Consider the following 21,211-nt stretch of genomic DNA (forward strand, 5'->3'; position numbering starts at 1 on the left):
AGGCGGTTATGCATCAGCTTGCAAAGGCATTGGGCGAAAGAATACGGACACAAAGGAAAGCCAAAGGATTTTCCCAAGATGCTTTGGCCCACTCGTGCAGTGTCGATCGTAGCTATATGGGGCGTATTGAGCGTGGTGAAGTGAACATCACCGTAGAAAAACTATATCGCATTGCCACCGTGCTGGAATGCGAGCCTCAGTTCCTCTTGCCCGAAACGTTTTCTCTCCACGAGTTAGCTTCTGATCTGGCGGCAAGCGACTGAGCCAAGATTAGCCACCAAGCAAGCATTGAGTGGAATTTATCTATCCATCTCACTTTTCGCTCCGGACCGATTGCCTTCGCAATAGGCTCTTCCCTGCCGTTCGAATTCGGATTGATCATGCGGCAGTGGCCCAAACAACCGTTCTGTCGCCGTATCCGTTCATTATTTCTCAGACGCCTCTCTATTCAGTATTTGTTTCCTAACAAGCCCTAAGTCATCAGTGCCGCGGGGCGTTGACTCCGCATGGAAAACTCATTACTCGAGCGCTGCGTCACAATCGCCCCCCGCGATCTTCTTGTTGCACGGATTGTTGACACGGTAAATTTTGAGCAATAAGGTGGGTTTACTCGCTCTGGGATTCGCGGGCATAAAGCCTCCCCCTGGAGACACAAGATAGGCTCACTCTAGTAGTGGGCCTTTTTATTTCCGTACCGCAGAGAGTGGCCTGTCGACGCTCTAGGACAGATGACGATTTTATGGGCGCAGCATGATCCAGGTTGTGGAGTGACTATGCCCTAGAGACACCAGATTAGGATAAGTGCCTATGTAATATCCGATAACTGTCATACCCGGATACTGCATAAAAGGTTTGTGATGCGCATGCTAGGGCCATTCGAGTGACCCATTGGCCTCACCTATGCCACATCTATCCCTGCCGCTGTAAGGTGTTTACCCAATTATCTAACTAACGTGTTATTGTTTCAGCCTTCATAACGCCGTTCGCGCCGCTTATTCTTACGCGCAAGGCCATCCGTGTGTTCGAGTACCTGCAAACGCCATCGCGGATCGCTAGGTACGAATGTCTGGCATTGAGAACCTGGGCGATTCAGTGCACAGCATCTTCTCCAACAGACTCTCTAGGCGAAGAAGTTCCTCCGACGTGAGGCTTGCGGTGAATTCATTCATTGCAGCCACCTCCATCGTTGGCAGCACCGAACCTATGGCTTCCCCATCGGCTGTCAGCGCCAGGCGAACCTGGCGTTGGTCCTTATCGTCCGGCATACGAACGATCAAGCCCTTGCGCTCAAGGCGATCGAGCATGCGAGTCATCGCCGCGCTGTGGATGGAAAGGTGTCGGCACAACGCGACGGCAGTGTTTTCCCCGCGACGAATGATCCTCAGCACTTTGAGTTGGGCAGAGGTGATACCCAACGGCATCAGATGTCGATCCAGCAGGCGATCCTTCAATGCGGCCGCCCGCCCAAGCAACATTCCGAACTGCACTCGCTCAAAACCGGCGACGGAAGAATCGTCCATATAATCCCCTTCAATGCGTAGACGGATCGTCGTGCACGTCCCCGCCCGGTTGTTCAACCAGACACTTTGATGTTCAGCTTAGGGCACGAGAATCTTCTGAATGGCAGGACCGACAATCCTGACCAGTTCTTCCGAGTCGGCGGCAACCAGGATGGGCACCCCGATGATCCTCCGACCCACAACCATGCCCACGAGTAACGAAGCGGCCAGACCGGAGCGGAGCATGGCTTCAGGGTCGGGGTGGTCACTGGTGCCCGTCAGCAATCGGGACTGGATGAAGCCGCGTAACTGCTCGCGAGCCTGGTCATTGACGAACGCCCCGCGCAGCGTGGCCATCAGCGGTTCGGACTCTTCGGCTATGCCTTCCCACCCGGCGAGAAAGGCGCGCACCACTCGCTCGCCCAAGTGCTCGTCCGGCCCCTCATAGAGCGCATCGAAGCGCTGCAGCGCGGACGCCGGAATAGCCATCACTGCTGCAAAGAGCTCGTCCTTGGAACGGAAGAACTGCATCACCTGGGCGACATCGACGCCAGCATCGGCCGCCACCAGGCGAATGGTGGTGCCGGCAAAACCGTCGCTGGCGAAGCGCGCCCGTGCCGCGTCAAGCACCACCTGCCGCGTGCTGTTGGGTCCTGGCCGCCGTCCACGGCGCGGCGCGGGAGTGGATTCTTTAGTCATAGGCTCACCCTGATTTCCTGCGAATTCAATATATCAACACGTGTTGAATTAATTTCCATACCGCCGTACCTTACTGCAATCGGTCCCGAAACAAAAAACAAATATAAGGAGTTCGCATGAGTGACTGCCAAAAGATGTTCGTACCGTCTCACCCGCTGCCGGCGGGCAGAACCGGCCTTCTCACTGCGTTTGAACCAGGTACCCGCACGCTGAAGGCAGGTTTTCAGATCGCACCGCCATTCCGCCCGTTGCCGGTTGATATCGTGTTCGAGAAAGACGTGGCCGTGACCCTGCGCGACGGCGTGACCATTTATGTCGATGTCTTCCGTCCCGCCGGCGCCGAGAAGGTCCCCGTGATCGTGGCGTGGAGCCCCTATGGCAAAGGCCAGGGCACCTCCATGAGCGTGATGGGTGTCTTTGGCCTGGTCGGGCTGAGCAACTCCGTCGTTTCGGGACTGGCAAAATTCGAAGCGCCGGACCCGGCTTACTGGTGCGCCCACGGCTATGCCATTTGCAACCCCGACATTCGCGGCTGCGTGGATTCCGAAGGCGACAGCGTGCTCTGGGACCGCCAGGATGGCCGCGACAGCCACGACCTGATCGAATGGCTGGCAGAGCAGTCCTGGTGCACCGGCAAGGTCGGCATGAGCGGCACCTCCTACCTCGCCGTTTCACAATGGTTCGCCGCAGCCGAACAGCCCAAACACCTCGCGGCGATCAACCCCTGGGAAGGCGTCAGTGATGTCTACCGCGATCTGGTGATGCGCGGCGGCATGCCGGACACCGCTTTCGCCCGCCTGCTCCAGGAAGGCAGTTTTTTCGGCAAGAACCGCAAAGAAGACATCCTGTCCGAAGCCGAACGCTACCCGCTGATCAACGAGCTATGGGCCAACAAAATCCCCGAGTTCGAGCGCATCAACGTGCCGGCCTTTGTCGTGGCCAGTTACTCCAACACCCTGCACACCGCAGGCACCTTCCGCGCCTGGCGGCGCCTGGCCTCCGCGGACAAATGGCTGCGCATCCACAACAGCCAGGAATGGCCTGACTACTACGACGAAGCCAACGTGGAAGACCTGCGCCGCTTCTTCGATCGCTACCTCAAAGACATCGACAATGATTGGGAGGCCACTCCCCACGTGCGCTACTCGGTCCATGATTTCCAGGGCGGTGACCAGGTCAACGTACCCGCCGACGCTTTCCCGCCGAAGGAAGCGGTTTCGACCAAACTGTACCTCGACGGCGCTGCGCGCATTCTCAACCCCGCAGCGCCAGCCAGCGAAGTGCCTGCGATGTACGACGTCGGCGTCAATCCCGATGTGGTTTCCTTCATCACGCGCTTCGACAAGGAAACGGTGATGGTGGGCTATCCCAAGGCAAATCTGTGGGTCGAGGCACGCGGCGCCGATGACATGGACCTGTTCGTGCTCATCCAGAAACTCGACAGGTTCGGCTCCCCGCTCCAGCAGTTCACTGCGCATAACCAGAGCGCGAGGATTCATGACCTCACCGATCACGGCGCCACCGTCCTTTGCTACAAAGGCTCGGATGGGCGCTTGCGGGTGTCGACGCGCCACTTGGACGACAACCTGTCCACCGATGACGTCCCCGCCCACAGCTTCGACCGCATCGAGAAGCTTGCGCCGGGCGAAGTCGTGAACATCGAAATCGACCTGCTCCCGATCGGCATGGCGTTCCACCCGGGTGAACAACTGCGCTTCATCATCAGTTCGCGCAACCTCTCGGGCACGTTGATGCCAGGCATTGCCGAATACGTTGGCGCCAACAGCGGGCAGCACGTGATCCATACCGGTGGCAAATACGCCTCTTATCTGCAATTGCCGATCCTGGCGGATTGACGGCGGCTGGCACCCTGCCCTTTGCGCATAGCGCCACGACCAGTCGGTCGGGCGCTTTGCGGCTAAGGGCACTTATTTGAAAGACCGCCTCGGCACCGTGCGGAACGACCGACGCGCCGAGCCCTTCTTTAGGAAACATCCATGAATACGTCTCCTGTACCCGCTCTGAGCCCTGTTTTGACAGGTGTTTTTGCCGGCCCGATCGCCGGTCTGAAATACCAGACACCGACGCTGTCCGGTGTAACCAACGACGAGGGCGAATTCCAGTACCGCGCCAACGAAGCCATCACCTTCCTGGTGGGCGGGATTGTACTGGGCGCCATCGAAGCCGCGCCTCGCCTGAACCTGGCGCAACTGGCCAACCGCGTGGACGGCAAGATCGACAAGCTGCTGGACCCATCGGTAACCAACCTGGCCCGCTTCGTCCATACCCTAGATCAGGATGGCAACATCGAGTCGGGCGTCAGGATTGCACCCGTTGTGCATAAGCTCGTCGGTTCTGCGCCGATCAATTTCAGTCCGCCGGTCATGCCTATGGGCCAGGGTGGCGGCGTTGGCTTTGCCAATGATCCGACCTTGCTGCAAATCCTCGAAACGCTCAATGCCACGCCCGGTGTATTCACGGCCAAAACGCCACGCACGCTGTGCGATGCCGCCACCAGCCGCAACGAACTGCGACGCAATATTCGCGGCATCATCAAGATGACCGATGTGCGCATTCCGTTGCGCGATGGCTCCTACGTCTGCGCGGACGTGTTCCGCCCCGCATCCGCAGGCCGTCATCCTGTGGTGATGAGTAAAGGCTTCTATGGCAAGAGCTTCTACCACGACTGCATTTGCAACGACGCCGACGTCATCCGCAAGGAAGAGATGGAGGACCGCTACTTCTCCGGCAATCCGGACGGCGCCCAATACGAAAACCACGAGACCGTCGACACCTCGGTCTGGGTACCGGAGGGTTACGTCTGCATCCGTGTGGACGCACGCGGCGTGTGCAAGAGCCCGGGCAAGCAGGCCCCCTTCAGCGTCCAGGAAGCCGAAGACTATTACGACGCCATCGAGTGGGCCGGTGCCCAACCCTGGTCGAACGGCAATGTCGGTTTGTGGGGCATGTCTTACCTGGCGATGGCCCAACACAGCGTGGCCAGTCTGCAACCTTCGCACCTCAAGGCCATGATCGCGCAAGGCACCGATGCCGATATCTATAACGAGGCCCTGTATGGCGGCGGCATCTTCGGCGCCGGGTTCTGGAACTGGTGGTACAAGGTCTGGTCCGGCAATAACCACTGTGGCGACCGCCCTGAAACCCCGTGGATGGCCCGCGTGCTGGCCACACCGTTCAACGACCCCGAGGCCTATGGCCCGCGCGGCAGCATCTTCATGATCCCCGATCTGAGCAAGGCGACAGCGCCAGTGTGGATCGTCGGCCCTCAAGTGGGTGCGATCATTCACCAACTGGGCAGCAGCGAAACCTTCATCCGGTCCACCGCCTCCAAGGCACGCAAGTTTGACTTCACCGACGCCTGGTTCCCCGGCTCCTACAGCAACAAGTCCCTCAGCGAACACATGCGCTATTTCGACTACTGGCTCAAGGGCATCGACAACGGCGAGATGGATGAGGCACCGGTACGGGTGCAGGTGCGGACTGGCAACGGCGCGCACTTCGTTCTGCATGAAAATGCATGGCCGATCGAGCGCACCCAGTACCGCCGCTGGTACCTCGATGCCCGGCCTTCGGACTGGCAGAACGATGATCGTCGCCCCGACCTGCTGCGCATTTCTGAAGCCCTGCCCGCCGAAAAAGGCAGCGCCAAGTACGACGCCCATCTTGATCTGGGCACGCCCACGATCGCACCGGCGGGCTCCAGTGACGGCACCCCACGCTGGTCAACGGGCATCTCCTTTGTCAGCGAACCGATGAGCGAAGACCTGGTGCTCGCCGGCTATATGAAGGTAGGTCTGTGGGTGGAATCGAGCAGCGCGGACATGGATGTATTCGTGTCCCTGCGCGTCCTCGATGAGCAAGGCCGGGAGATCCGCTACGAATCCGTGGTGCTTCCGGTGGACCCGGTGCACATTCACCCGGTGGGCCATGGCTTGTTGAAAGTGTCTCGCCGCCAGCTCGATGCCGAACGCACCACCGAGTACTGGCCGGTACATACCCACCTGGAAAAGGACAGCGCACCCCTGCAACGCGGCGAAATCGTGCCGGTCGAAGTCGGCCTCAACCCCAGCACCGCGATGATCCGCAAAGGTTGCCGCCTGCTGGTGGATATCCAGCCCTATGCGCCGGCGGGCGTACCGGTTCGTGCCTACGACGAGAGCTATCACGTCGATGCGGTTAATCGTATCTACACCGGCCCGGAACATCCAAGCTACCTGCAGCTGCCTATCGTTCCCCAGTAAGCGCGTTGCTTTAGTAGCCACGGAGGCTCAACGATGGTGTCCACCCTGCGAACGGGGTGGACACTAGGAAGCAGCTGCGGATCAGTCAGTGGCTATTGCGCCTTGGCTGGCAGGCAAAAGGATGTGCTGGATAGCCGGCGCAACCATTGCCACCAATGTCTCCTGATTGGCCGTGGCAAGCACCGGCACGCCGATGATCTGTCGCCCGGTCACCAGCCCCACGAGCATGGATAACGCCAGGCCCGCCCGCAGGCGCGCATCGGGTCCAAGGGACTCGCTGCCCCCCGCCGATAACCTGGACTCGATGTAGTCGCGCAGATGCTGACGCGCCTGTTCGTTCACCATCGCATTCCTGAGCATCGCCATCAGTGGCTCCGACTCCGCGGGCGCCCCTTCCCACGCCTGGAAAAAAGCGCGAACGACCCGCACTCCCAGTTGCTCGTCGGTGCCGTCGAAAACCGCACTCAGCTTCTCCAGCGCCGACTCCGGGATGTTCATGACGGCCGCGAACAACTCGTCTTTCGAGCGAAAAAACTGCATGACCATGGACACGTCGACGCCGGCATCGGCGGCCACGCGCCGCATCGTGGTCGCCGCAAATCCATCGCTGGCAAAACGGGCGCGTGCGGCATCCAGCACTGTCTGCCGACTGCTGCCCGAACCTTTACGCCGCCCCGTCCTGATTTCCCGGGTTGCCGCTGAGCCTGGTTCTTCTGTGATTTTCATGGCGCCGACGCTTCCTGTTCTTCGTTGTTTCGCGATGGACAAAGGTTACACCGAATAACTCAACACGTGTTGAGTTTCTGATTTTTTGGACCTACACTCGCCTCGCTGCACTGAGCAAGACCAAGATCTGCACCACAAGAGGACCTCTTCATGAGCGATACCCCGCAGACTTTTACCCCCGCCGATCCGGCGCTGGCCAAGAGCATCGGCAAGCAATCAAGCACGCTGCAAACAGGCATTTTTTCCGGGCCCGTGGCCGGCCTTAGATACCAGACCCCTACCCTCAGCGGGCTGACCAACGACAAGGGCGAGTTCCATTACCACAAGGGTGAACGGATTGCCTTCCTGGTCGGCAACACCTCGATCGGTTCTGCAATGGGCGCACCCCGCATCAACCTCGCAGAAATTGTCAGTCGAGTGGATGGCAACATCCACAAGCTGCTCGATCCTGGACTGACCAACATTGCACGCTTGCTGTGCTCGCTTGACCGCGATGGCAACCTGGACGGCGGCATCTGCATTGCCCCCCAAGCCCACGAAGTCATTGGCCATTACCGCATCAATTTGCGCCACGACATTTCCTTTGCCGGCCTGGCCCTGGATCCCGTTCTGGAGTTCGAGCAGGACCCCTTGATCGCGAGACTCCTCGCCGAGCTCTCGGACGCTGGCGTCTTCACCGATCGCACGCCGCGCCAGCTTTGCCATGTGGCGACTGCCCGCAATGAAGTGCGTCGCCACATCCTCGGTATCCAGCGTTTCAAAGACGTGAAAATCCCGCTGCAAAACGGCCTGTTTGTCTACGCGGATGTGTTCCGCCCGGCCAAGGAAGGCAAGTTTCCGGTCATCATGAACTGCGGTCCCTATGGTCGGGCGTTCTATCATCACTCGATCGCCGACTACGCCGGGTTTGATGCCCATGAAGAGATGGAGGAACGCTACTTCCATGGCAATCCCGAGGGGCAGGTCTTCGAGAATCACGAAACCGCCAACACGGTGGACTGGGTGCCCCATGACTACGTGCTGGTGCGCGTCGACGGCCCAGGCTCGGGTAAAAATCCGGGCACACTCGCGCCCTTTGGCATAGAGACGGCCGAGGCGTTTCGCGATGCGATTGACTGGGCCGGCGTGCAATCCTGGTCCAACGGCAATGTCGGGCTGTGGGGCATGTCGTACTACGCCATGAGCCAACACGCAGCAGCCAGTCTTGAACCGCGGCACCTGAAAGCGATGATCGCCATCGGCACCGATGTGGACCTGTACGATGAAGTGGCCTACACCGGCGGCATCCTCAATGAAGAGTTTTTCACCCACTGGTATAAGGCTGGCGTTCTGGCGGCGGTGTGCGGTGAACCCAATGCAGTCGACTTTATCGGGATGCTCAAGGAGTCCACGTTCAGGGACTCGGACACCAGCAAGGCATTCGGTCCCCGCTCGACGATCTTGATGAGCCCGGACATGAGCAAGGTCAAGGTGCCGCTCTGGTCCATCGCCTGCACCACCCACATGGCGCACTTCCATCAACTCGGCAGCAGCGAGGCGTATCTCGCCACGAACACGGCGTCGAAAAAAATCGACTTCTGGGAAGACTGGTTCACCAAAGCCTATTCACGAACCGCCATCGCCGATCACCGGGCGTTTTTCGACCATTGGTTGAAAGGTGTCGACAACAGCATCATGGACACGCCGCCGGTGCGCCTGGAGATCCGCAGCGGCAATGGCGCCTCCTGGATTCAGGAAGAAAACGAATGGCCGATTGCACGGACCCACTATCCCCAATGGTTCTTCGACGCCACGCCATCGGACTGGCAGGGAGACGAACATCGCGATGATTTCCTGCGCCTGTCGCTGACGCCGCCGGTGGTCGATGGCCAAGCGGATTATTCTGCAGAGATTGCGCTGGAGCTTCGCACCGGCATGCCGCCCTGCTTCCTGCCCGTCAAACCGCCGTCGGTACTGGAAATCTGGAAAACGGGCATCTCGTTCATCAGTGATCCCGTGAACGAAGACATGGTGTTTGCCGGTTATGGCAAAGCGAAGCTGTGGGTGTCCTCCACCAGCGAGGACATGGACATCTATGTCAGCCTGCGGGTACTCGACGAGACCGGCCGCGAGGTCGATTACGCGGGCCCGACCACCATGGGAATGAACGTGCCCAATTTCCCGCTGGCGAAGGGCTGGTTGAAAGCGTCCCATCGCAAGATCGATGCATCACGTTCGACCCGGTACACCGTCAAGCACACGCACCGCAAAGCCGACTACGCACCGCTTGAACGCGACGAAGTGGTGCCGGTTGAAATCGAGATCATTCCCAATACCGCGTTGATCCGCAAGGGATACCGCCTGCGCGTAGACATTCAGCCCTTCGACGGGGTCGATCACGGCCCCCGCCACGGCTATGACAGTGCCTACCACGACGGCGCGCGCAACACGATTCATACAGGGCCGGATCGCCCGGGCTTTATCCAATTGCCCATCGTTGCGGCGCAGGGCTCGTAAGTCTGTCCGGCGTCACTTGAGCAAAACCGAACATTGATTCGATAGCCACATCGCGGGCTCGTTGAGTTACGAGGCCGCGGGTCGAAAGCTGCATGTCCAATAACAATGAGTACAGGAGATAACCATGACCCTCGAAGAACTCGCCGCGCGCACCGAAATCCACGATGTCCTGCTGCGCTATTGCCGTGGTCTGGATCGGATCGACATGTCACTGGTGCGTGGCGCCTTCCACAAGGATGCCTACATCCATTTCCCTGAAAGCCTGCATGTCGGAGGGGCCGAAGGATTCTTTCAATTCCTGACTGATGAAATGCCACGATTCAATCGCACCCAGCATTTCCTCGGCAATAGCCTGGTCGAATTCGATGGCCCGGAAGTCGCCTATGTCGAAACCTACCTGCAGGCCGACCATGCCGCTTCCGAGCGGCATCACTGGAATGGCGACACGGTTAAATTATGGGCGCGCTACTTCGATCGTTTTGAGCGTCGCGATGGCGTCTGGCTAATCGCCGAGCGCCGTCTCATGGTTGATTTGATGTACCGCTATCCGAGAGGAAACTGGTTCGACGATCATCCGGACGCTTCCGGCAGTCCCCGCGACGGGACCGATCGGGTTCTGCGCAAGGTGGCCGGCTTCTCGGGCACCCCGATGGCAGCCAAATCACTCGCAGACGCTTGATCGATGTTCACCAGAGGGGCAATGCCCCTCTGGTCCCCTTCCCTGGTTCATTGCAGCCTGCGAACGGCCGACTGGTTGCCTGACCGAAAGCCACTCAGCAGCTTGATGTGCTCCTGGGTCACCTGCTGGACTGCACTGATCGCTTCCAGCATCAACGCTGAAGGCGTTTGCCGCGCCGGCTGCACCAACAACAGCTCCAGCGTAAGGCCGGCACCGGAAAAGGGGTTGAGCCTGAAATCCCGCTCCGATGGATCCGCACCGAAGTCGTGAACGAACAGCAAGCCGGGAAGAATCGCCATCCACTCGCTCTGCCTGATCAGGTCGAGCGTGGCCAGTACCGCGTCGAGCTGGTAACAAGGCCCCGGCCCTGTAAGCGCTTCCAGCTGCGAACCGATCCACTGTGCATATTCGCGACTGTCAGGCGCCAGCAGCTTGTGGCCCGTCAGCTCGTCGAGTTCAATTAACTCGCCATGCTCGAAGCCACTGTCATGGGTAATCGACGAGACCAGAAACGCCGGTGTAGCGGCAAATACAGTGGTCTCCAGATCCGCCGGCGGCTGGGAAATCGACGGAATGATTGCAAAGTCGAGTTCGCCGGCGCGGACCATGTCGATCAGCATATTGCTGGGCGCATCGATCACAGCGACAGAGGCGTTGGGGTTTTGCGCCATCAGGCGCAGATAGGCCGGCGCGAGCTGATAGGTTGCCAGTGTCGGCGTGACCCCTAGCCGGACCTCACCAGCCAGGCCCTGCTCAAAGCTGTCCAGGGCCAACAGGGCTTTTGAGTTGGCCTCCAGCACCTCCAGGCAATGCAGGTAGAACAAGGTGCCGGCCTCGGTCGGCTCCACACCTTTCTGCCGGTCGAACAGCTGCACGCCGAGCATCTCTTCGATCTGTTTAACGTGCTGGGAGATGCCCGACTGAGTGGCGAACTCACGTGCCGCCGCCGCGGTGAACGATCGTGTCTCGTACACCGCCACGAACATTTGCATCTCCCGCAGACCGGGCAGCGAGTCATTCATGGCGAAATCTCATTGGAAGCGGACGAGGGGTCGAGGTTGGGCAACTGCTCGCCATGGGCGATGCGAATCGGGATCGCGTTGATATCCTCGGTGGCCTTGCGCAAAAACCCGATGAAGTTTTCGGCCACCTTGGACAAGGGCTTGCGCGCCGGCTCTACCAGCAGCATGTCGTCCCAGAGAATGGGATCGGCCAGCGGATTGAGGGTGAAGCGTCGGCGCCGCAAATCATCGGCGATGAACAGCCCGGAAATGATCGCCGTCCAGTGACTGGAACGCACCAGATCCATGGCGCCGAGCATGGACTCGAACCAGTTGAGCCGCTGTACGATCTCGACCTTGTGGTCGATCAGGTACTGTTCCAGCAACGGCCGTCGCCCGACAGGCAGCACCAGGTGCAAGTCCTTGATATCGCGCAGGCGCACCGGCTCGCAATGGGGCAAACCTGAATCAGGCGAGGACACCAGGAACGCAGGTGTCCTGGTGAACAAGGACGTGACCAGCCCCGCGGCTCCGCCCGCCTCATAAGACATACGCTGGGTGATGGCGAAATCCAGCATGCCGCGGCGCACCGCGGTCGCAATCACGCTGCCGGCACCTTCGGTCAGGTGCACGGAAACGTTGGGATAAGCCGCTTCAAAAGCCAGGAGTGCCCGGCTGAACACCGAGCGGCTCATGGTTGGAATCATGCCGATGCGAAGCGAGCCGCCTGTGGGCTCTGCGCGGTGACCAACCGCGTTACAGGCGCTCTCATGCAGGCGCAGCAACTGCACACATTGTCGGTAATAGGCATGGCCGGCCGGCGTCGGGATGATCGCGCGGTCCCGGGCGAACAGACGTACGCCCAACTGGGTTTCCAACTGCCGCACGTGCGCGGAAACGCCGGACTGGCCCAGCCCTTCCCGGCTGGCAGCTACGGTGAAAGAACCTTCCTCGTACACGGCAACAAACATGCGGATGTGCATCAACTTCGGGAGCATCATGCGCGGGATCGTCTCTTGTTTTTTTCTTGCTATAAGCAATCAGCAAATTTGCGAAGAGTCGTACTGTATCCATATCGGGAATGGCTTGCCAGTGCAGTGCCCGGCAGAACGACGCCGGCAATGCCGGTCGGATTGCCAACCCCCTGTAGGAGCGAGCAGGCTCGCTCCTACAGGGAGATGCGTTGTCGTCGCTTAGCAGACTTTCATCATGCCGCCGTCGACGGCCAACAATTGACCGGTCATGAACTGCGCATCGTCACTGGTCAAAAACAGGATCGGCCCGACGATATCGTTGGGCACTGCCATTCTTTTGAACGCTTGCTGATTGACGACGCTTTCGCGTACGGCATCGGGTAATCCACTGGTACCGGGTGTCGCAGTCAGTGCCGGCGCAAGGGCATTGACGGTAATGAAGTCCTTGCCCAAATCGTTGGCCAGCCCGCGGGTAAAGCCAATGATGCCCATCTTGGTTGCCATGTAGTGGCTGACGCCCACGGCGTTGGTGACGATCGATGTTGAAGACAGGTTAACGATGCGCCCCCAATGGTTCTCACGCATCATCGGCACGAAGACCTTGGCGCTTAAAAACATGCTGTCCAGGTTAATCGCAAAGGTCCGGCGCCAGGTTTCAAAGTCCATGTCATCGATATGCACATTGGGGTAAATCCCGGCGTTGTTCACCAGGATGTCACAGCGACCATATTCCTTCCTGACCAGCTCGCCGGCAGCGATCCAGTCCTCTTCCTTGCTGACATCACAATGAATGGCGATGGCCTTGCCACCGGCCTCCTGAACCCGTTCGCAGGTCTGGGAAAGATCGGCGATATCGAGCAGCGCCAACACGGCACCACGCTGGGCGAGTTGAATCGCCAGTTCCTGTCCAATGCCTTTAGCGGCACCGGAAACAATGGCGACGCGATTTTCGTGGGTTTGCATGTTTTTACCTTTAGCGCCTTGAGAGTCGATTCAAAATGTCTGGCGTCTGAATGCTTATGCCTCTGATCTCCAGATGATGCTGGACATTCCACCATCTACCGCTACGTCGGTGCCGGTAATATAGGACGCCCTGTCTGATGCAAGAAAGACAGCCGTTTCGACAATCTCTTCCGCGCGGGCCGGCCGGCCCAGTGCGGCATGGCGCCACAGCGGTCGCGCTTTCGGCAGGCCGTACTCATCAAGTATTGGGGATGGCAGCGCGTCCGGGTCGGCAATCAGCCCTGGACTGATACTCACCGAGCGAATGCCATGTGGTGCGCCTTCCGCGGCAAGCATACGGGTAAGCGCCATGACGCCTGCGTTAGCCACACCATGAGCAACGGCAGGAAAACCGGATAGCTCAAGATGGCCAGCAATCGATGCCACGTTGACTATCACGCCTTTTTTCTGAGACCGCATCTGCGGCCAAACCGCCCGAGCGGCCACATAGGCGATCGTTAGCTCATTGCGAATCGTGTAATTCCAATGCTCAATCGAGGCGTTTTCAAAAGGTGCGATGCTGACGCCCGCGGCGTTGTTATAGAGGACGTCGATTCGACCCCAGCGTAATATGGCTTCATCGGCCCATCGCTGCGCATCCAGGGGATTGGCTAGATCGAGAGGCTCCAACGAAAAAATCTCGCCACCCTCCTCCCTTACCAGCCTGCAGGTTTCCTCAGATCGCTGAGTTGAGATATCGCAGCCGAGCACCTTTGCGCCTTCCCTGGCAAACATCTGCGCAGCTATTCGCCCCATACGCCCGCCGGTTCCTGAAATCAGTACTACCTTGTCTTTGAACTCGGCCATCGCAACGATCCTGTACCTTAAGAATCCACACTTTCAAAGGTGCGCCGAATTTCGTTCGGCGCTAATCCGATCAGCCACCAAAACGCGGTTCAGGCAGCCCTTGCACACCAAGGCCGCGAATGGTGAACAGACTGCCGCGCATCATGTTGTCACCCGGATAGCGCGGCAACGGGGGCTTGGCCATGGAGGTGACAAACAGCGTGTCCAGATCTGGTCCGCCAAAGTTGACACTCGTGACCTTCTTCACCGGCATTTCGATGACACGGTCCAGGCTGCCGTCAGGCGCGAAGCGGCACAGCTTGCCCGTGTAGACCTGGGCGTTCCAGAGGAAGCCCTCGGCGTCGACGGTCGAGCCGTCGGTGGCTGTGGTCGGCGTGAAGCCTGCTTTGGTAAAGGTGCGACGGTTCGCGATGGCGCCGGTATCGAGGTCGTAGTCATAGGCCCAGATTTCACCGGAGAAGGTGTCCGAGAAATAGAATGTCGACCCGTCCGGGCTCCAGCAGGGACCGTTGGAAATCGCAAAACCTGTGTCGAGCGTATGCACCGACAGGTCGGGATCGACGCGAAACAATGAGCCGTCGGCAAAGCCTTCACGGGTGTCCATGCTGCCAACGATGAAGCGCCCGCGCGCATCGACCTTGCCATCGTTCAAGCGGTTGTGCGGTTTGTCAGCCTCGGGGTTGGCGATCAACTCCGTCTCGCCCGTGTTGAAGTCAAGCAAGTGAAAACCCGAGCCGAGCGCAACGATAGCCCCGCCATCGCGGCGCAGCGCCATGGAGCCAATGGTGTCAGGCATCTCCCACGTCCGAACTTCACGGCCGTCGGCGGTGCAGCGAAACACGCGACCACCGACCACGTCGATCCAGTACAGGCGCTGCTCCTGCACGTCCCATACAGGACCTTCACCGATGGTGGTCTTTACATCCACCAGAACATCGATCTGCATGTTATCTCCCGGATTCTATTGAACTGCAATGGAGCGATCCGACGCTGAACCGCAACCTTGAAGCAAACCTTGTTCAGGCCTTTGGGGGTTCGGCGATGGTGATGAACACACCGTAAGGGTCCTTGAAGCTGAACCAGGTCATCGTAAGATTGCCGCCAGGCTTGCGGATGATGATGTCTTTGGGCTCACAAACGACTTCGACACCTTCATAGGCACTGATCTTTTCAAAGGCCTCCCGGGTGTTTTCAACGAGCAGCGCCAAACGGGTAATACCCACTTGGTTCATCAAGTCATAAGGGCCGTCACCGATGATGGTGGCGGGCTTGGTGTATTCGATCAGATTGATTTCGGTGGCGTGTTTTGGATCTGCGCCCGCCGTCAGGATGTGGTGCGCATAGATACTGATTTCATCTTCGGCAAAACCCAGCAGCGGACCGTCCGCTTCGTCGGTGCGTGTTTCGAAGGTGGAAACAAAACCCAGTACATCCCGGTAAAACTTCAGGGCCTGATCAACGTCCGGGACGGTGATGCAAACATGCAGCAGTTTTTTTACCAATGCGTTCATAACTGTTTACCGTCCGTTAATTAACCATTCCAAGTGTTGGTGAGGTTGTAGCGCGTTGCCCATTGGACGTCATAGACTTTGTCGCCCCATGTCTTGGTTTTATCTTCCCCGGCTTCGATGCGCGCCGGGCTATTCATCCAGGCTTCAAATTTGGCCTGATTATCGAACTCATAAACCGTCAGATAAGTCGGGCAAGCCTGGGTGACGGTGCCGACGTGATAGGTCTCTTCGGCCAGCTTGAAACGGGTGACTTTTTTGACGAAGTCGCCCTGCAACAGCATTGGCACATGAACGTCGTCGTACCACGCATTGAACTTTTCTTCGTCTTCAGCCTGGCAATTGATGCCAACTGTCCAGATAACTGTCTGGTTGCTCATTTTTCAGCGTCCGGTATGAAAAGTTGCTCTAATCAAGAGCAACATTAAGGAAATTCGGGCAAAAGAAACCCCAGACCACTTCCGTTCGAAAACCGGAAGTGGGCCCACAGTTACTTTTAATTATTACTTTTTAGTTTTTACTTCTTGGCGATGGCTTCGAAGAATCGGACTTTGCCTTCTTCACGATGACTGCGCAGCGTGTGAGTGGTCATCACCGGGTGCTGTTCGTAGGCTGGCTCAGGCACATTCGGGTTACCGGTCCAGGAAATCAGGCGGCACACGCGATTGCTGATGCGCCAGCCCTTGTCAGTGCGAACCAGTACGTCGTCATACCAGCCACGGCCAACCCAGTCGGGACCGCCCACCGCGGTATCGCGCGACAGCAACCAGTCGCCATAGGTCAGTGCATAGGCGGTGTCTCCGTCCACGTGCACGCAGGATCCGGTCATCGTGTGCATGTGATTGGTCAGGGTTTCGTGGAAGTCCTTGAACGCGAACTTCAGCGCACCTACCGACTTCCAGACCGCGCCAGCCGGACCGAAGTCAGCGTGGGCATCTTCGGTAAACACCTCGTCCAGCAAGTCCCAGGCGTGAGCGTCCAGCGCCACGCCATAGAGGTTGATGACGTCAATAATTTCGGATTTATCTTGTGCAACACTCATTTAAATCTCTCCGTTTTGCCAGAGTAAGAGAATTCGCATGCAACTGGCATTTCGAACAATGACCTATTACTTGCAGTATTCAATGACTTCCAGGACGTTGTCGAAGGGGTCTTTGAAGGTCAGGATCTTGAATTTGCCACCGGTTGGCGCAATCACCGTTTGTGGTTCGCACAGGAAAACGATGTCGCCACGCGCTTTCAGCTTCTCATAGATGGCATCGGTGCTGTCCACACCAAACGCCATACGGTTGATGCCGGCATGGTTAAGTGGAGCAGATGGGGTGGAGCTGACGACGGTCTTTGGCTCAACGAACTCGATCAGATCGATGACGGTCGCGTTTTCCTTTTCCTTGCCGACCAGGTGATCAGCATGGATTTCAATGATCTGGTTAGGGAAACCGAGGATTTCGCCTGGCGCCCTTTCGCCCCGCAGCTTGCCGATGGACTCGAGCCCGAGCACATTGCAATAGAATTCAAGTGCCGCTTCGATATCGGCAACGGTGATGCAGACGTGGAACAGACGGTTGATGTAGCGATCCATGTTTATTTCCTTTGTTTTTAGGTGGTACTGCAAATTGGAACAACGCTTAAGGTGAAACTCTGAAACAGCTGTGTTCGAAGTCACGTTATGCAAACAACGAGAAACAGCGCACGCAAACCCGCCTCAACACTGCAAATTCTTTACGGTTGATCAGGCTGCGAAGAAACTTCTTTAACCATTAGAAAAGCCATGAGCGCCACCAGACTGGGTGCAGCCATGCAAATCAGAATGACCGGCACACTGATGCCTGCGGCCAGCATGAAACCGGCTATCGCTGGGCCAATGATCGGTCCGACCCGGCCAATGGCGTAAATAACGCCCATCGCCGATGAACGAAAACTCAAGGGATACAGCGAGCCGACATAGGGCAATAAAATGCAGGTGGCGCCCATTGCGGCGAACCCGGCAAAAAACATGCAGATCAATGCGGCCGTCGGGTTCTCGATAACGCCGATCAGCGCGATCGAAACAAAGAGAACGGGCATGTAGATGGCAAACACCTTCTTGTAACCCATTCGGTCTGCCATCCAGCCGGCCAACGGCGTGGAGATGAAGTTGCTGCAGGTAAAGACCAGGATGAAAGACACCCCGGTGGTCAGCGAATAACCACGCTGCACCATCAGCTGCGCGATCCAGGTCGTCAGGGTCACGGCAATCATCATGATGCAGAGCATGCCGATGCCGAGAAACAACGTGTTGCGCGCATATTCGCCCTGGAACAGGTGTTTGAGCGGCACCTTGGCGGACGGTGCTTCCTGCAGGCTGTATTGCTCATCGATGGCAGGCACAAACTGTCGATCGGCCTGGACCAGGATCCTGCGAATGCTTGCGCTGTTGCCCTTCTTCACCAGGATCGACATTGACTCGGGCAGCCACACCAGAGCAACCGGAACCAGGACGATGCACACGAAGGTTCCAAGCAATATCGCCCGCCATCCGACCGTGGTCAGAATGGCCATCGAAATCACCGCCGATAACAACACACCCACCGAGATGCCGGTATAGGACACGCTGGACACCATGGCTTTCCACTTGCCCGGCGTGTATTCGAACACCAGTGCGATGGCAATCGGCACGATACCCGCCAGGCCGAAACCGGCGATGAAGCGGTAGATGGCGAAGTCGACGGCGCCCTGGGCCAGACCGCAGGCTGCCGTGAAGGTGATGAACACCGTCATGCCGATCAGCATCATGCGCTTGCGGCCAATGGCATCAGCCGCCACGCCAAAGAGAATGGCACCGCCCACGGCCCCGATATGCCCCACGCTCGCGAGAATCCCCGCTTGGGCCGGGCCCATTTTCATGTCGGCCATGATGGCGGGAAGCAGCGTACCGAACAGCGCGCTGTCGATACCGTCAAACACGATCGCGAGAAAACAGATCACTGCCACGCGCAGGCTGAACGAATTGAACTGGCCGCCTTCAATGACTTGCGTCACGTTGACTTGTCGCTTGCCGGATAGTTGAGCACTTATCAGATCAGTCATGACAGGCATCTCTCGTACACCACTTTTTCAGGTTGGCCAGCCGGGACGGGCGTCGATGCGGCAGGCTGGGGCGCGGCATCGGTAGCCTCGACGATGGCGCCTTCACGTGCGCCGGGGAGCAGGAAACGCGCCAGGGCCGGAATCAGTACCAACGCGCCGAGCATGTTCCACAGGAACATGAACGCCAGCAGCAGGCCCATGTCCGCCTGGAACTTGATACTGGAGAAATGCCAGGTCGCCACGGCTGCCGCCAGGGTCACACCGGTCAGCAACACCACCCGGCCGGTGAACTGCAAGGCGGTGGCGTAGGCTTGCTTCAGGGTGGCGCCTGCACGCATGCGGGCCAGGGTCACACTCAGCACGTACAGCGCGTAATCCACACCGATGCCCACGCCCAGGGCGATCACCGGCAGGGTCGCGACCTTCACGCCCATTCCCAGGGCCACCATCAACGCCTCGGCCAGAATGGAGGTGAGCATCAGCGGCAGCATCGCCACCAGCACCGCCCGCCAGGAGCGGAAGGTGATGAAGCACAGCATCGCCACCGCCCCGTAGACCATGAACAGCATCTGGTACCAGGCTTTGTGAACCACGATATTGGTGGTGGCGTCGATGCCAGCCGAACCGGCCGCCAGCAGGAAGGTGGCGTCCTTATCATTGTTTTTCGCGGCGAAGCGCTCGACCAGGTCGACCACCTGCTGCAGCGTTTCAGCGCGGTGGTCACGCAGGTAGGCGTACACCGTCAGCAGGTTGCATTCTTCGTTGTACAGTTCACGGGGTGCCCGTGCGGTGATGGTGTTGAGCATGTTCTGGTTGCCCGGCAAGTCGTACCACAACGGGCTGCCCTCGTTCATGCCCACCATCAGGCGCCGTTGCAGGCGCGCAATCGACTGGGTGGACTCCACGCCGGGAAGATCCATCAATTCCCATTCAAGCTGGTCGATCCGGCGCAGCACATTGGACTGACTGCAATTGCCCTCGGAGGTCTTGACCATGACGGCAAACAGGTCATTGCTCGCACCGTAGTTTTTCGTCAGGTAGTTCACGTCGCGGTTGTAGCGCGAATCGGCTTGCAGCTCCGGAGCCCCGGGGTCGAGGTCGCCGACTTTCAGCTGGGTGCCGACGGCAACCCCCACCACCGCCAGAACAGCCGCCACCACTACTGCCGACGTGGCTCGTCGTCCCTCGGTGAAGCTGATCAGCCAGTTAAAGAAAGCACTGCTCTGCCCCGCTGCGTTGGCCGATTCCCGGCGCACGGCCCGCTCGGCTGCTTTACGACTGACACCCACGTAGCTCAGGAGCACGGGCAGCAGAATCAGGTTGGAAATCACCAGCACCAGCACACCCAGGCTCGCGGCGATGGCAAGTTCGCGGATGACCGGGATGTCGACCATCAGCAGCACCGCAAAGCCCACGGCGTCAGCCAACAGAGCGGTCAGGCCGGCCAGGAACAGGCGCCTGAAGGTGAAGCGCGCCGCGACATAGCGGTGCGTGCCACGCCCGATGTCCTGGAGGATGCCGTTCATTTTCTGCGCGCCATGGCTGATACCAATGGCGAAAATCAGGAACGGCACCAGCATGGAATAAGGGTTCAGCGAGTAACCCAACAGGGGCAGCAGGCCCAGTTGCCACAGCACACCGGTCACCGAGGTAATCACCACCAGCGCCGTGCTGATCACGTCGCGGTTGTACAGGAACACCATGGCGGCACAGATCACCAGGGCAATAAAGAAGAACCCGATCACCTCCTGCATGCCATCCATGAGGTCGCCGGACAGCTTTGCAAAGCCGGTGATGTGAATCGCCACCTCGTCACTGCTGTACTTGGCACGCAGTTGTTCCAGCTGTTCGGACAGGGCCGCGTAGTCCAGTGGCGTGCCGGCGGCATCATGCTCCAGCAGCGGTATCTGAATAACGGTGGAACCGCCATTGGCCGCGACCAACTGGCCGATTTCGCCGGAGCGCTGCACGTTCATGCGCAACTCCTCGAGCTTGGCCGGCGAGCCGTCATAATGCGCAGGGATCACCTGACCGCCATCCAGGCCATCCTCGGTCACTGCGGTCCAGCGCACATTGGGTGTCCACAACGACTTCATGAACGCCCGGTCCACACCCGGCAGCATGAAAACGGCGTCGTTGATCTGGCGCAGGGTTTCCAGATAGCCCGCGTTGTAGATGTTGCCCTTGCGGGCTTCCACCGCGATGCGCACCGAGTTGCCCAGGCCGGTCAGCTCTTTCTTGTGCGCCAGGTAGTTGGTGATGTACGGGTGACCCGTCGGAATGGTCTTCTCAAAACTGGCATTGAGCTTCAGGCCCAAGGCGCTGACGCCCAGCAGAACCGTCGCCAGCACGCACAGCAACAGCACCAGGATGCGGTGGTTGAAAACGGCGCGTTCGAGCGGCGAGCCCGATCGCGAATCAAAGTCTTCGAGCCGGCAAGCCGCGGTCGAGGGTGGTTTCACTGTGGTCATATCGTAGGACTCGTTCTA

At 58.8% G+C, this 21,211-nt stretch carries 19 protein-coding genes; 5 read left to right on the top strand and 14 right to left on the bottom strand.

What is annotated here, in order from left to right; genetic code table 11:
* The first annotated feature begins 8 nt into the window (after window positions 1-8).
* Window positions 9-263 carry a helix-turn-helix domain-containing protein gene (locus AC3ITY_RS16250; protein ID WP_150813025.1) on the top strand — a complete coding sequence of 85 codons (255 nt, stop codon included), beginning with the start codon at window positions 9-11 and terminating at the stop codon, window positions 261-263.
* Between the two features lie 789 nt (window positions 264-1,052).
* On the opposite strand, the gene AC3ITY_RS16255 is transcribed toward AC3ITY_RS16250, so the two are convergent.
* Both AC3ITY_RS16255 and AC3ITY_RS16260 read right to left on the bottom strand, forming a co-directional pair.
* Complete coding sequence (locus tag AC3ITY_RS16255) at window positions 1,053-1,520, bottom strand: MarR family winged helix-turn-helix transcriptional regulator (RefSeq protein WP_489310726.1); 468 nt, start codon at window positions 1,518-1,520, stop codon at window positions 1,053-1,055.
* A gap of 78 nt (window positions 1,521-1,598) precedes the next feature.
* The gene (locus AC3ITY_RS16260; RefSeq protein ID WP_489310728.1) at window positions 1,599-2,198 is read right to left on the bottom strand and encodes a TetR/AcrR family transcriptional regulator; all 600 of its coding nucleotides are present in this window, start codon (window positions 2,196-2,198) and stop codon (window positions 1,599-1,601) included.
* Window positions 2,199-2,314: 116 nt separating this feature from the next.
* Between AC3ITY_RS16260 and AC3ITY_RS16265 the strand changes: the two genes are divergently transcribed.
* Both AC3ITY_RS16265 and AC3ITY_RS16270 read left to right on the top strand, forming a co-directional pair.
* Window positions 2,315-4,054: a CocE/NonD family hydrolase gene (locus tag AC3ITY_RS16265; protein ID WP_489310730.1), complete on the top strand. Its 1,740-nt coding sequence runs from the start codon at window positions 2,315-2,317 to the stop codon at window positions 4,052-4,054.
* A gap of 141 nt (window positions 4,055-4,195) precedes the next feature.
* Window positions 4,196-6,460 (top strand): CocE/NonD family hydrolase, encoded by a 2,265-nt coding sequence (locus tag AC3ITY_RS16270; RefSeq protein ID WP_489310732.1) that lies wholly within the window; start codon window positions 4,196-4,198, stop codon window positions 6,458-6,460.
* An 81-nt stretch (window positions 6,461-6,541) separates the two neighbouring features.
* Here AC3ITY_RS16270 and AC3ITY_RS16275 read toward each other — a convergent pair whose 3' ends face one another.
* Complete coding sequence (locus AC3ITY_RS16275) at window positions 6,542-7,186, bottom strand: TetR/AcrR family transcriptional regulator (RefSeq protein ID WP_489310734.1); 645 nt, start codon at window positions 7,184-7,186, stop codon at window positions 6,542-6,544.
* A gap of 150 nt (window positions 7,187-7,336) precedes the next feature.
* Between AC3ITY_RS16275 and AC3ITY_RS16280 the strand changes: the two genes are divergently transcribed.
* A complete protein-coding gene (locus AC3ITY_RS16280; RefSeq protein ID WP_489310736.1) occupies window positions 7,337-9,682 on the top strand; it encodes a CocE/NonD family hydrolase in 2,346 nt (781 codons plus the stop codon).
* A 124-nt stretch (window positions 9,683-9,806) separates the two neighbouring features.
* A complete protein-coding gene (locus AC3ITY_RS16285) occupies window positions 9,807-10,361 on the top strand; it encodes a nuclear transport factor 2 family protein (RefSeq protein WP_489310738.1) in 555 nt (184 codons plus the stop codon).
* Window positions 10,362-10,408: 47 nt separating this feature from the next.
* Here the strand turns inward: AC3ITY_RS16285 and AC3ITY_RS16290 are convergent, their stop codons facing one another.
* The 11 genes from AC3ITY_RS16290 to AC3ITY_RS16340 form a co-directional block, all read right to left on the bottom strand.
* Window positions 10,409-11,383: a LysR family transcriptional regulator gene (locus AC3ITY_RS16290; protein ID WP_320394985.1), complete on the bottom strand. Its 975-nt coding sequence runs from the start codon at window positions 11,381-11,383 to the stop codon at window positions 10,409-10,411.
* Window positions 11,380-12,363, bottom strand: coding sequence for a LysR family transcriptional regulator (locus AC3ITY_RS16295; protein WP_320394984.1), 984 nt, complete (start codon window positions 12,361-12,363; stop codon window positions 11,380-11,382). Before AC3ITY_RS16295 ends, AC3ITY_RS16290 begins: the two co-directional genes overlap by 4 nt.
* 192 nt (window positions 12,364-12,555) lie before the next feature.
* The gene (locus AC3ITY_RS16300) at window positions 12,556-13,299 is read right to left on the bottom strand and encodes an SDR family NAD(P)-dependent oxidoreductase (protein WP_489310741.1); all 744 of its coding nucleotides are present in this window, start codon (window positions 13,297-13,299) and stop codon (window positions 12,556-12,558) included.
* Window positions 13,300-13,353: 54 nt separating this feature from the next.
* Window positions 13,354-14,145 (bottom strand): SDR family NAD(P)-dependent oxidoreductase, encoded by a 792-nt coding sequence (locus AC3ITY_RS16305; RefSeq protein ID WP_489303590.1) that lies wholly within the window; start codon window positions 14,143-14,145, stop codon window positions 13,354-13,356.
* Window positions 14,146-14,215: 70 nt separating this feature from the next.
* Window positions 14,216-15,091: an SMP-30/gluconolactonase/LRE family protein gene (locus tag AC3ITY_RS16310; protein ID WP_489303592.1), complete on the bottom strand. Its 876-nt coding sequence runs from the start codon at window positions 15,089-15,091 to the stop codon at window positions 14,216-14,218.
* A 73-nt stretch (window positions 15,092-15,164) separates the two neighbouring features.
* Window positions 15,165-15,656, bottom strand: coding sequence for a VOC family protein (locus tag AC3ITY_RS16315; RefSeq protein WP_489303594.1), 492 nt, complete (start codon window positions 15,654-15,656; stop codon window positions 15,165-15,167).
* A gap of 20 nt (window positions 15,657-15,676) precedes the next feature.
* A complete protein-coding gene (locus AC3ITY_RS16320) occupies window positions 15,677-16,033 on the bottom strand; it encodes a DUF4286 family protein (protein ID WP_489303596.1) in 357 nt (118 codons plus the stop codon).
* A 137-nt stretch (window positions 16,034-16,170) separates the two neighbouring features.
* Window positions 16,171-16,695, bottom strand: coding sequence for a nuclear transport factor 2 family protein (locus AC3ITY_RS16325; protein ID WP_489303598.1), 525 nt, complete (start codon window positions 16,693-16,695; stop codon window positions 16,171-16,173).
* 66 nt (window positions 16,696-16,761) lie between these two features.
* Window positions 16,762-17,235, bottom strand: coding sequence for a VOC family protein (locus tag AC3ITY_RS16330; protein ID WP_489303600.1), 474 nt, complete (start codon window positions 17,233-17,235; stop codon window positions 16,762-16,764).
* Window positions 17,236-17,375: 140 nt separating this feature from the next.
* Window positions 17,376-18,722 carry an MFS transporter gene (locus AC3ITY_RS16335; RefSeq protein ID WP_489303602.1) on the bottom strand — a complete coding sequence of 449 codons (1,347 nt, stop codon included), beginning with the start codon at window positions 18,720-18,722 and terminating at the stop codon, window positions 17,376-17,378.
* The gene (locus AC3ITY_RS16340) at window positions 18,719-21,193 is read right to left on the bottom strand and encodes an efflux RND transporter permease subunit (RefSeq protein ID WP_489303604.1); all 2,475 of its coding nucleotides are present in this window, start codon (window positions 21,191-21,193) and stop codon (window positions 18,719-18,721) included. Before AC3ITY_RS16340 ends, AC3ITY_RS16335 begins: the two co-directional genes overlap by 4 nt.
* Window positions 21,194-21,211 lie beyond the last annotated feature (18 nt).

It is taken from the genome of Pseudomonas sp. GL_091 (assembly GCF_057837725.1).

Excerpts from the sequence above, each read along its gene's own strand:
- AC3ITY_RS16305 (WP_489303590.1), bottom strand. The coding sequence starts at position 14,145 with ATGGCCGAGTTCAAAGACAAGGTAGTACTGATTTCAGGAACCGGCGGG.
- AC3ITY_RS16315 (WP_489303594.1), bottom strand. The coding sequence starts at position 15,656 with ATGAACGCATTGGTAAAAAAACTGCTGCATGTTTGCATCACCGTCCCG.
- AC3ITY_RS16310 (WP_489303592.1), bottom strand. The coding sequence starts at position 15,091 with ATGCAGATCGATGTTCTGGTGGATGTAAAGACCACCATCGGTGAAGGT.
- AC3ITY_RS16285 (WP_489310738.1), top strand. The coding sequence starts at position 9,807 with ATGACCCTCGAAGAACTCGCCGCGCGCACCGAAATCCACGATGTCCTG.
- AC3ITY_RS16275 (WP_489310734.1), bottom strand. The coding sequence starts at position 7,186 with ATGAAAATCACAGAAGAACCAGGCTCAGCGGCAACCCGGGAAATCAGG.
- AC3ITY_RS16320 (WP_489303596.1), bottom strand. The coding sequence starts at position 16,033 with ATGAGCAACCAGACAGTTATCTGGACAGTTGGCATCAATTGCCAGGCT.
- AC3ITY_RS16260 (WP_489310728.1), bottom strand. The coding sequence starts at position 2,198 with ATGACTAAAGAATCCACTCCCGCGCCGCGCCGTGGACGGCGGCCAGGA.
- AC3ITY_RS16270 (WP_489310732.1), top strand. The coding sequence starts at position 4,196 with ATGAATACGTCTCCTGTACCCGCTCTGAGCCCTGTTTTGACAGGTGTT.
- AC3ITY_RS16330 (WP_489303600.1), bottom strand. The coding sequence starts at position 17,235 with ATGGATCGCTACATCAACCGTCTGTTCCACGTCTGCATCACCGTTGCC.
- AC3ITY_RS16335 (WP_489303602.1), bottom strand. The coding sequence starts at position 18,722 with ATGACTGATCTGATAAGTGCTCAACTATCCGGCAAGCGACAAGTCAAC.
- AC3ITY_RS16290 (WP_320394985.1), bottom strand. The coding sequence starts at position 11,383 with ATGAATGACTCGCTGCCCGGTCTGCGGGAGATGCAAATGTTCGTGGCG.
- AC3ITY_RS16295 (WP_320394984.1), bottom strand. The coding sequence starts at position 12,363 with ATGATGCTCCCGAAGTTGATGCACATCCGCATGTTTGTTGCCGTGTAC.
- AC3ITY_RS16340 (WP_489303604.1), bottom strand. The coding sequence starts at position 21,193 with ATGACCACAGTGAAACCACCCTCGACCGCGGCTTGCCGGCTCGAAGAC.
- AC3ITY_RS16300 (WP_489310741.1), bottom strand. The coding sequence starts at position 13,299 with ATGCAAACCCACGAAAATCGCGTCGCCATTGTTTCCGGTGCCGCTAAA.
- AC3ITY_RS16280 (WP_489310736.1), top strand. The coding sequence starts at position 7,337 with ATGAGCGATACCCCGCAGACTTTTACCCCCGCCGATCCGGCGCTGGCC.
- AC3ITY_RS16255 (WP_489310726.1), bottom strand. The coding sequence starts at position 1,520 with ATGGACGATTCTTCCGTCGCCGGTTTTGAGCGAGTGCAGTTCGGAATG.
- AC3ITY_RS16250 (WP_150813025.1), top strand. The coding sequence starts at position 9 with ATGCATCAGCTTGCAAAGGCATTGGGCGAAAGAATACGGACACAAAGG.
- AC3ITY_RS16265 (WP_489310730.1), top strand. The coding sequence starts at position 2,315 with ATGAGTGACTGCCAAAAGATGTTCGTACCGTCTCACCCGCTGCCGGCG.
- AC3ITY_RS16325 (WP_489303598.1), bottom strand. The coding sequence starts at position 16,695 with ATGAGTGTTGCACAAGATAAATCCGAAATTATTGACGTCATCAACCTC.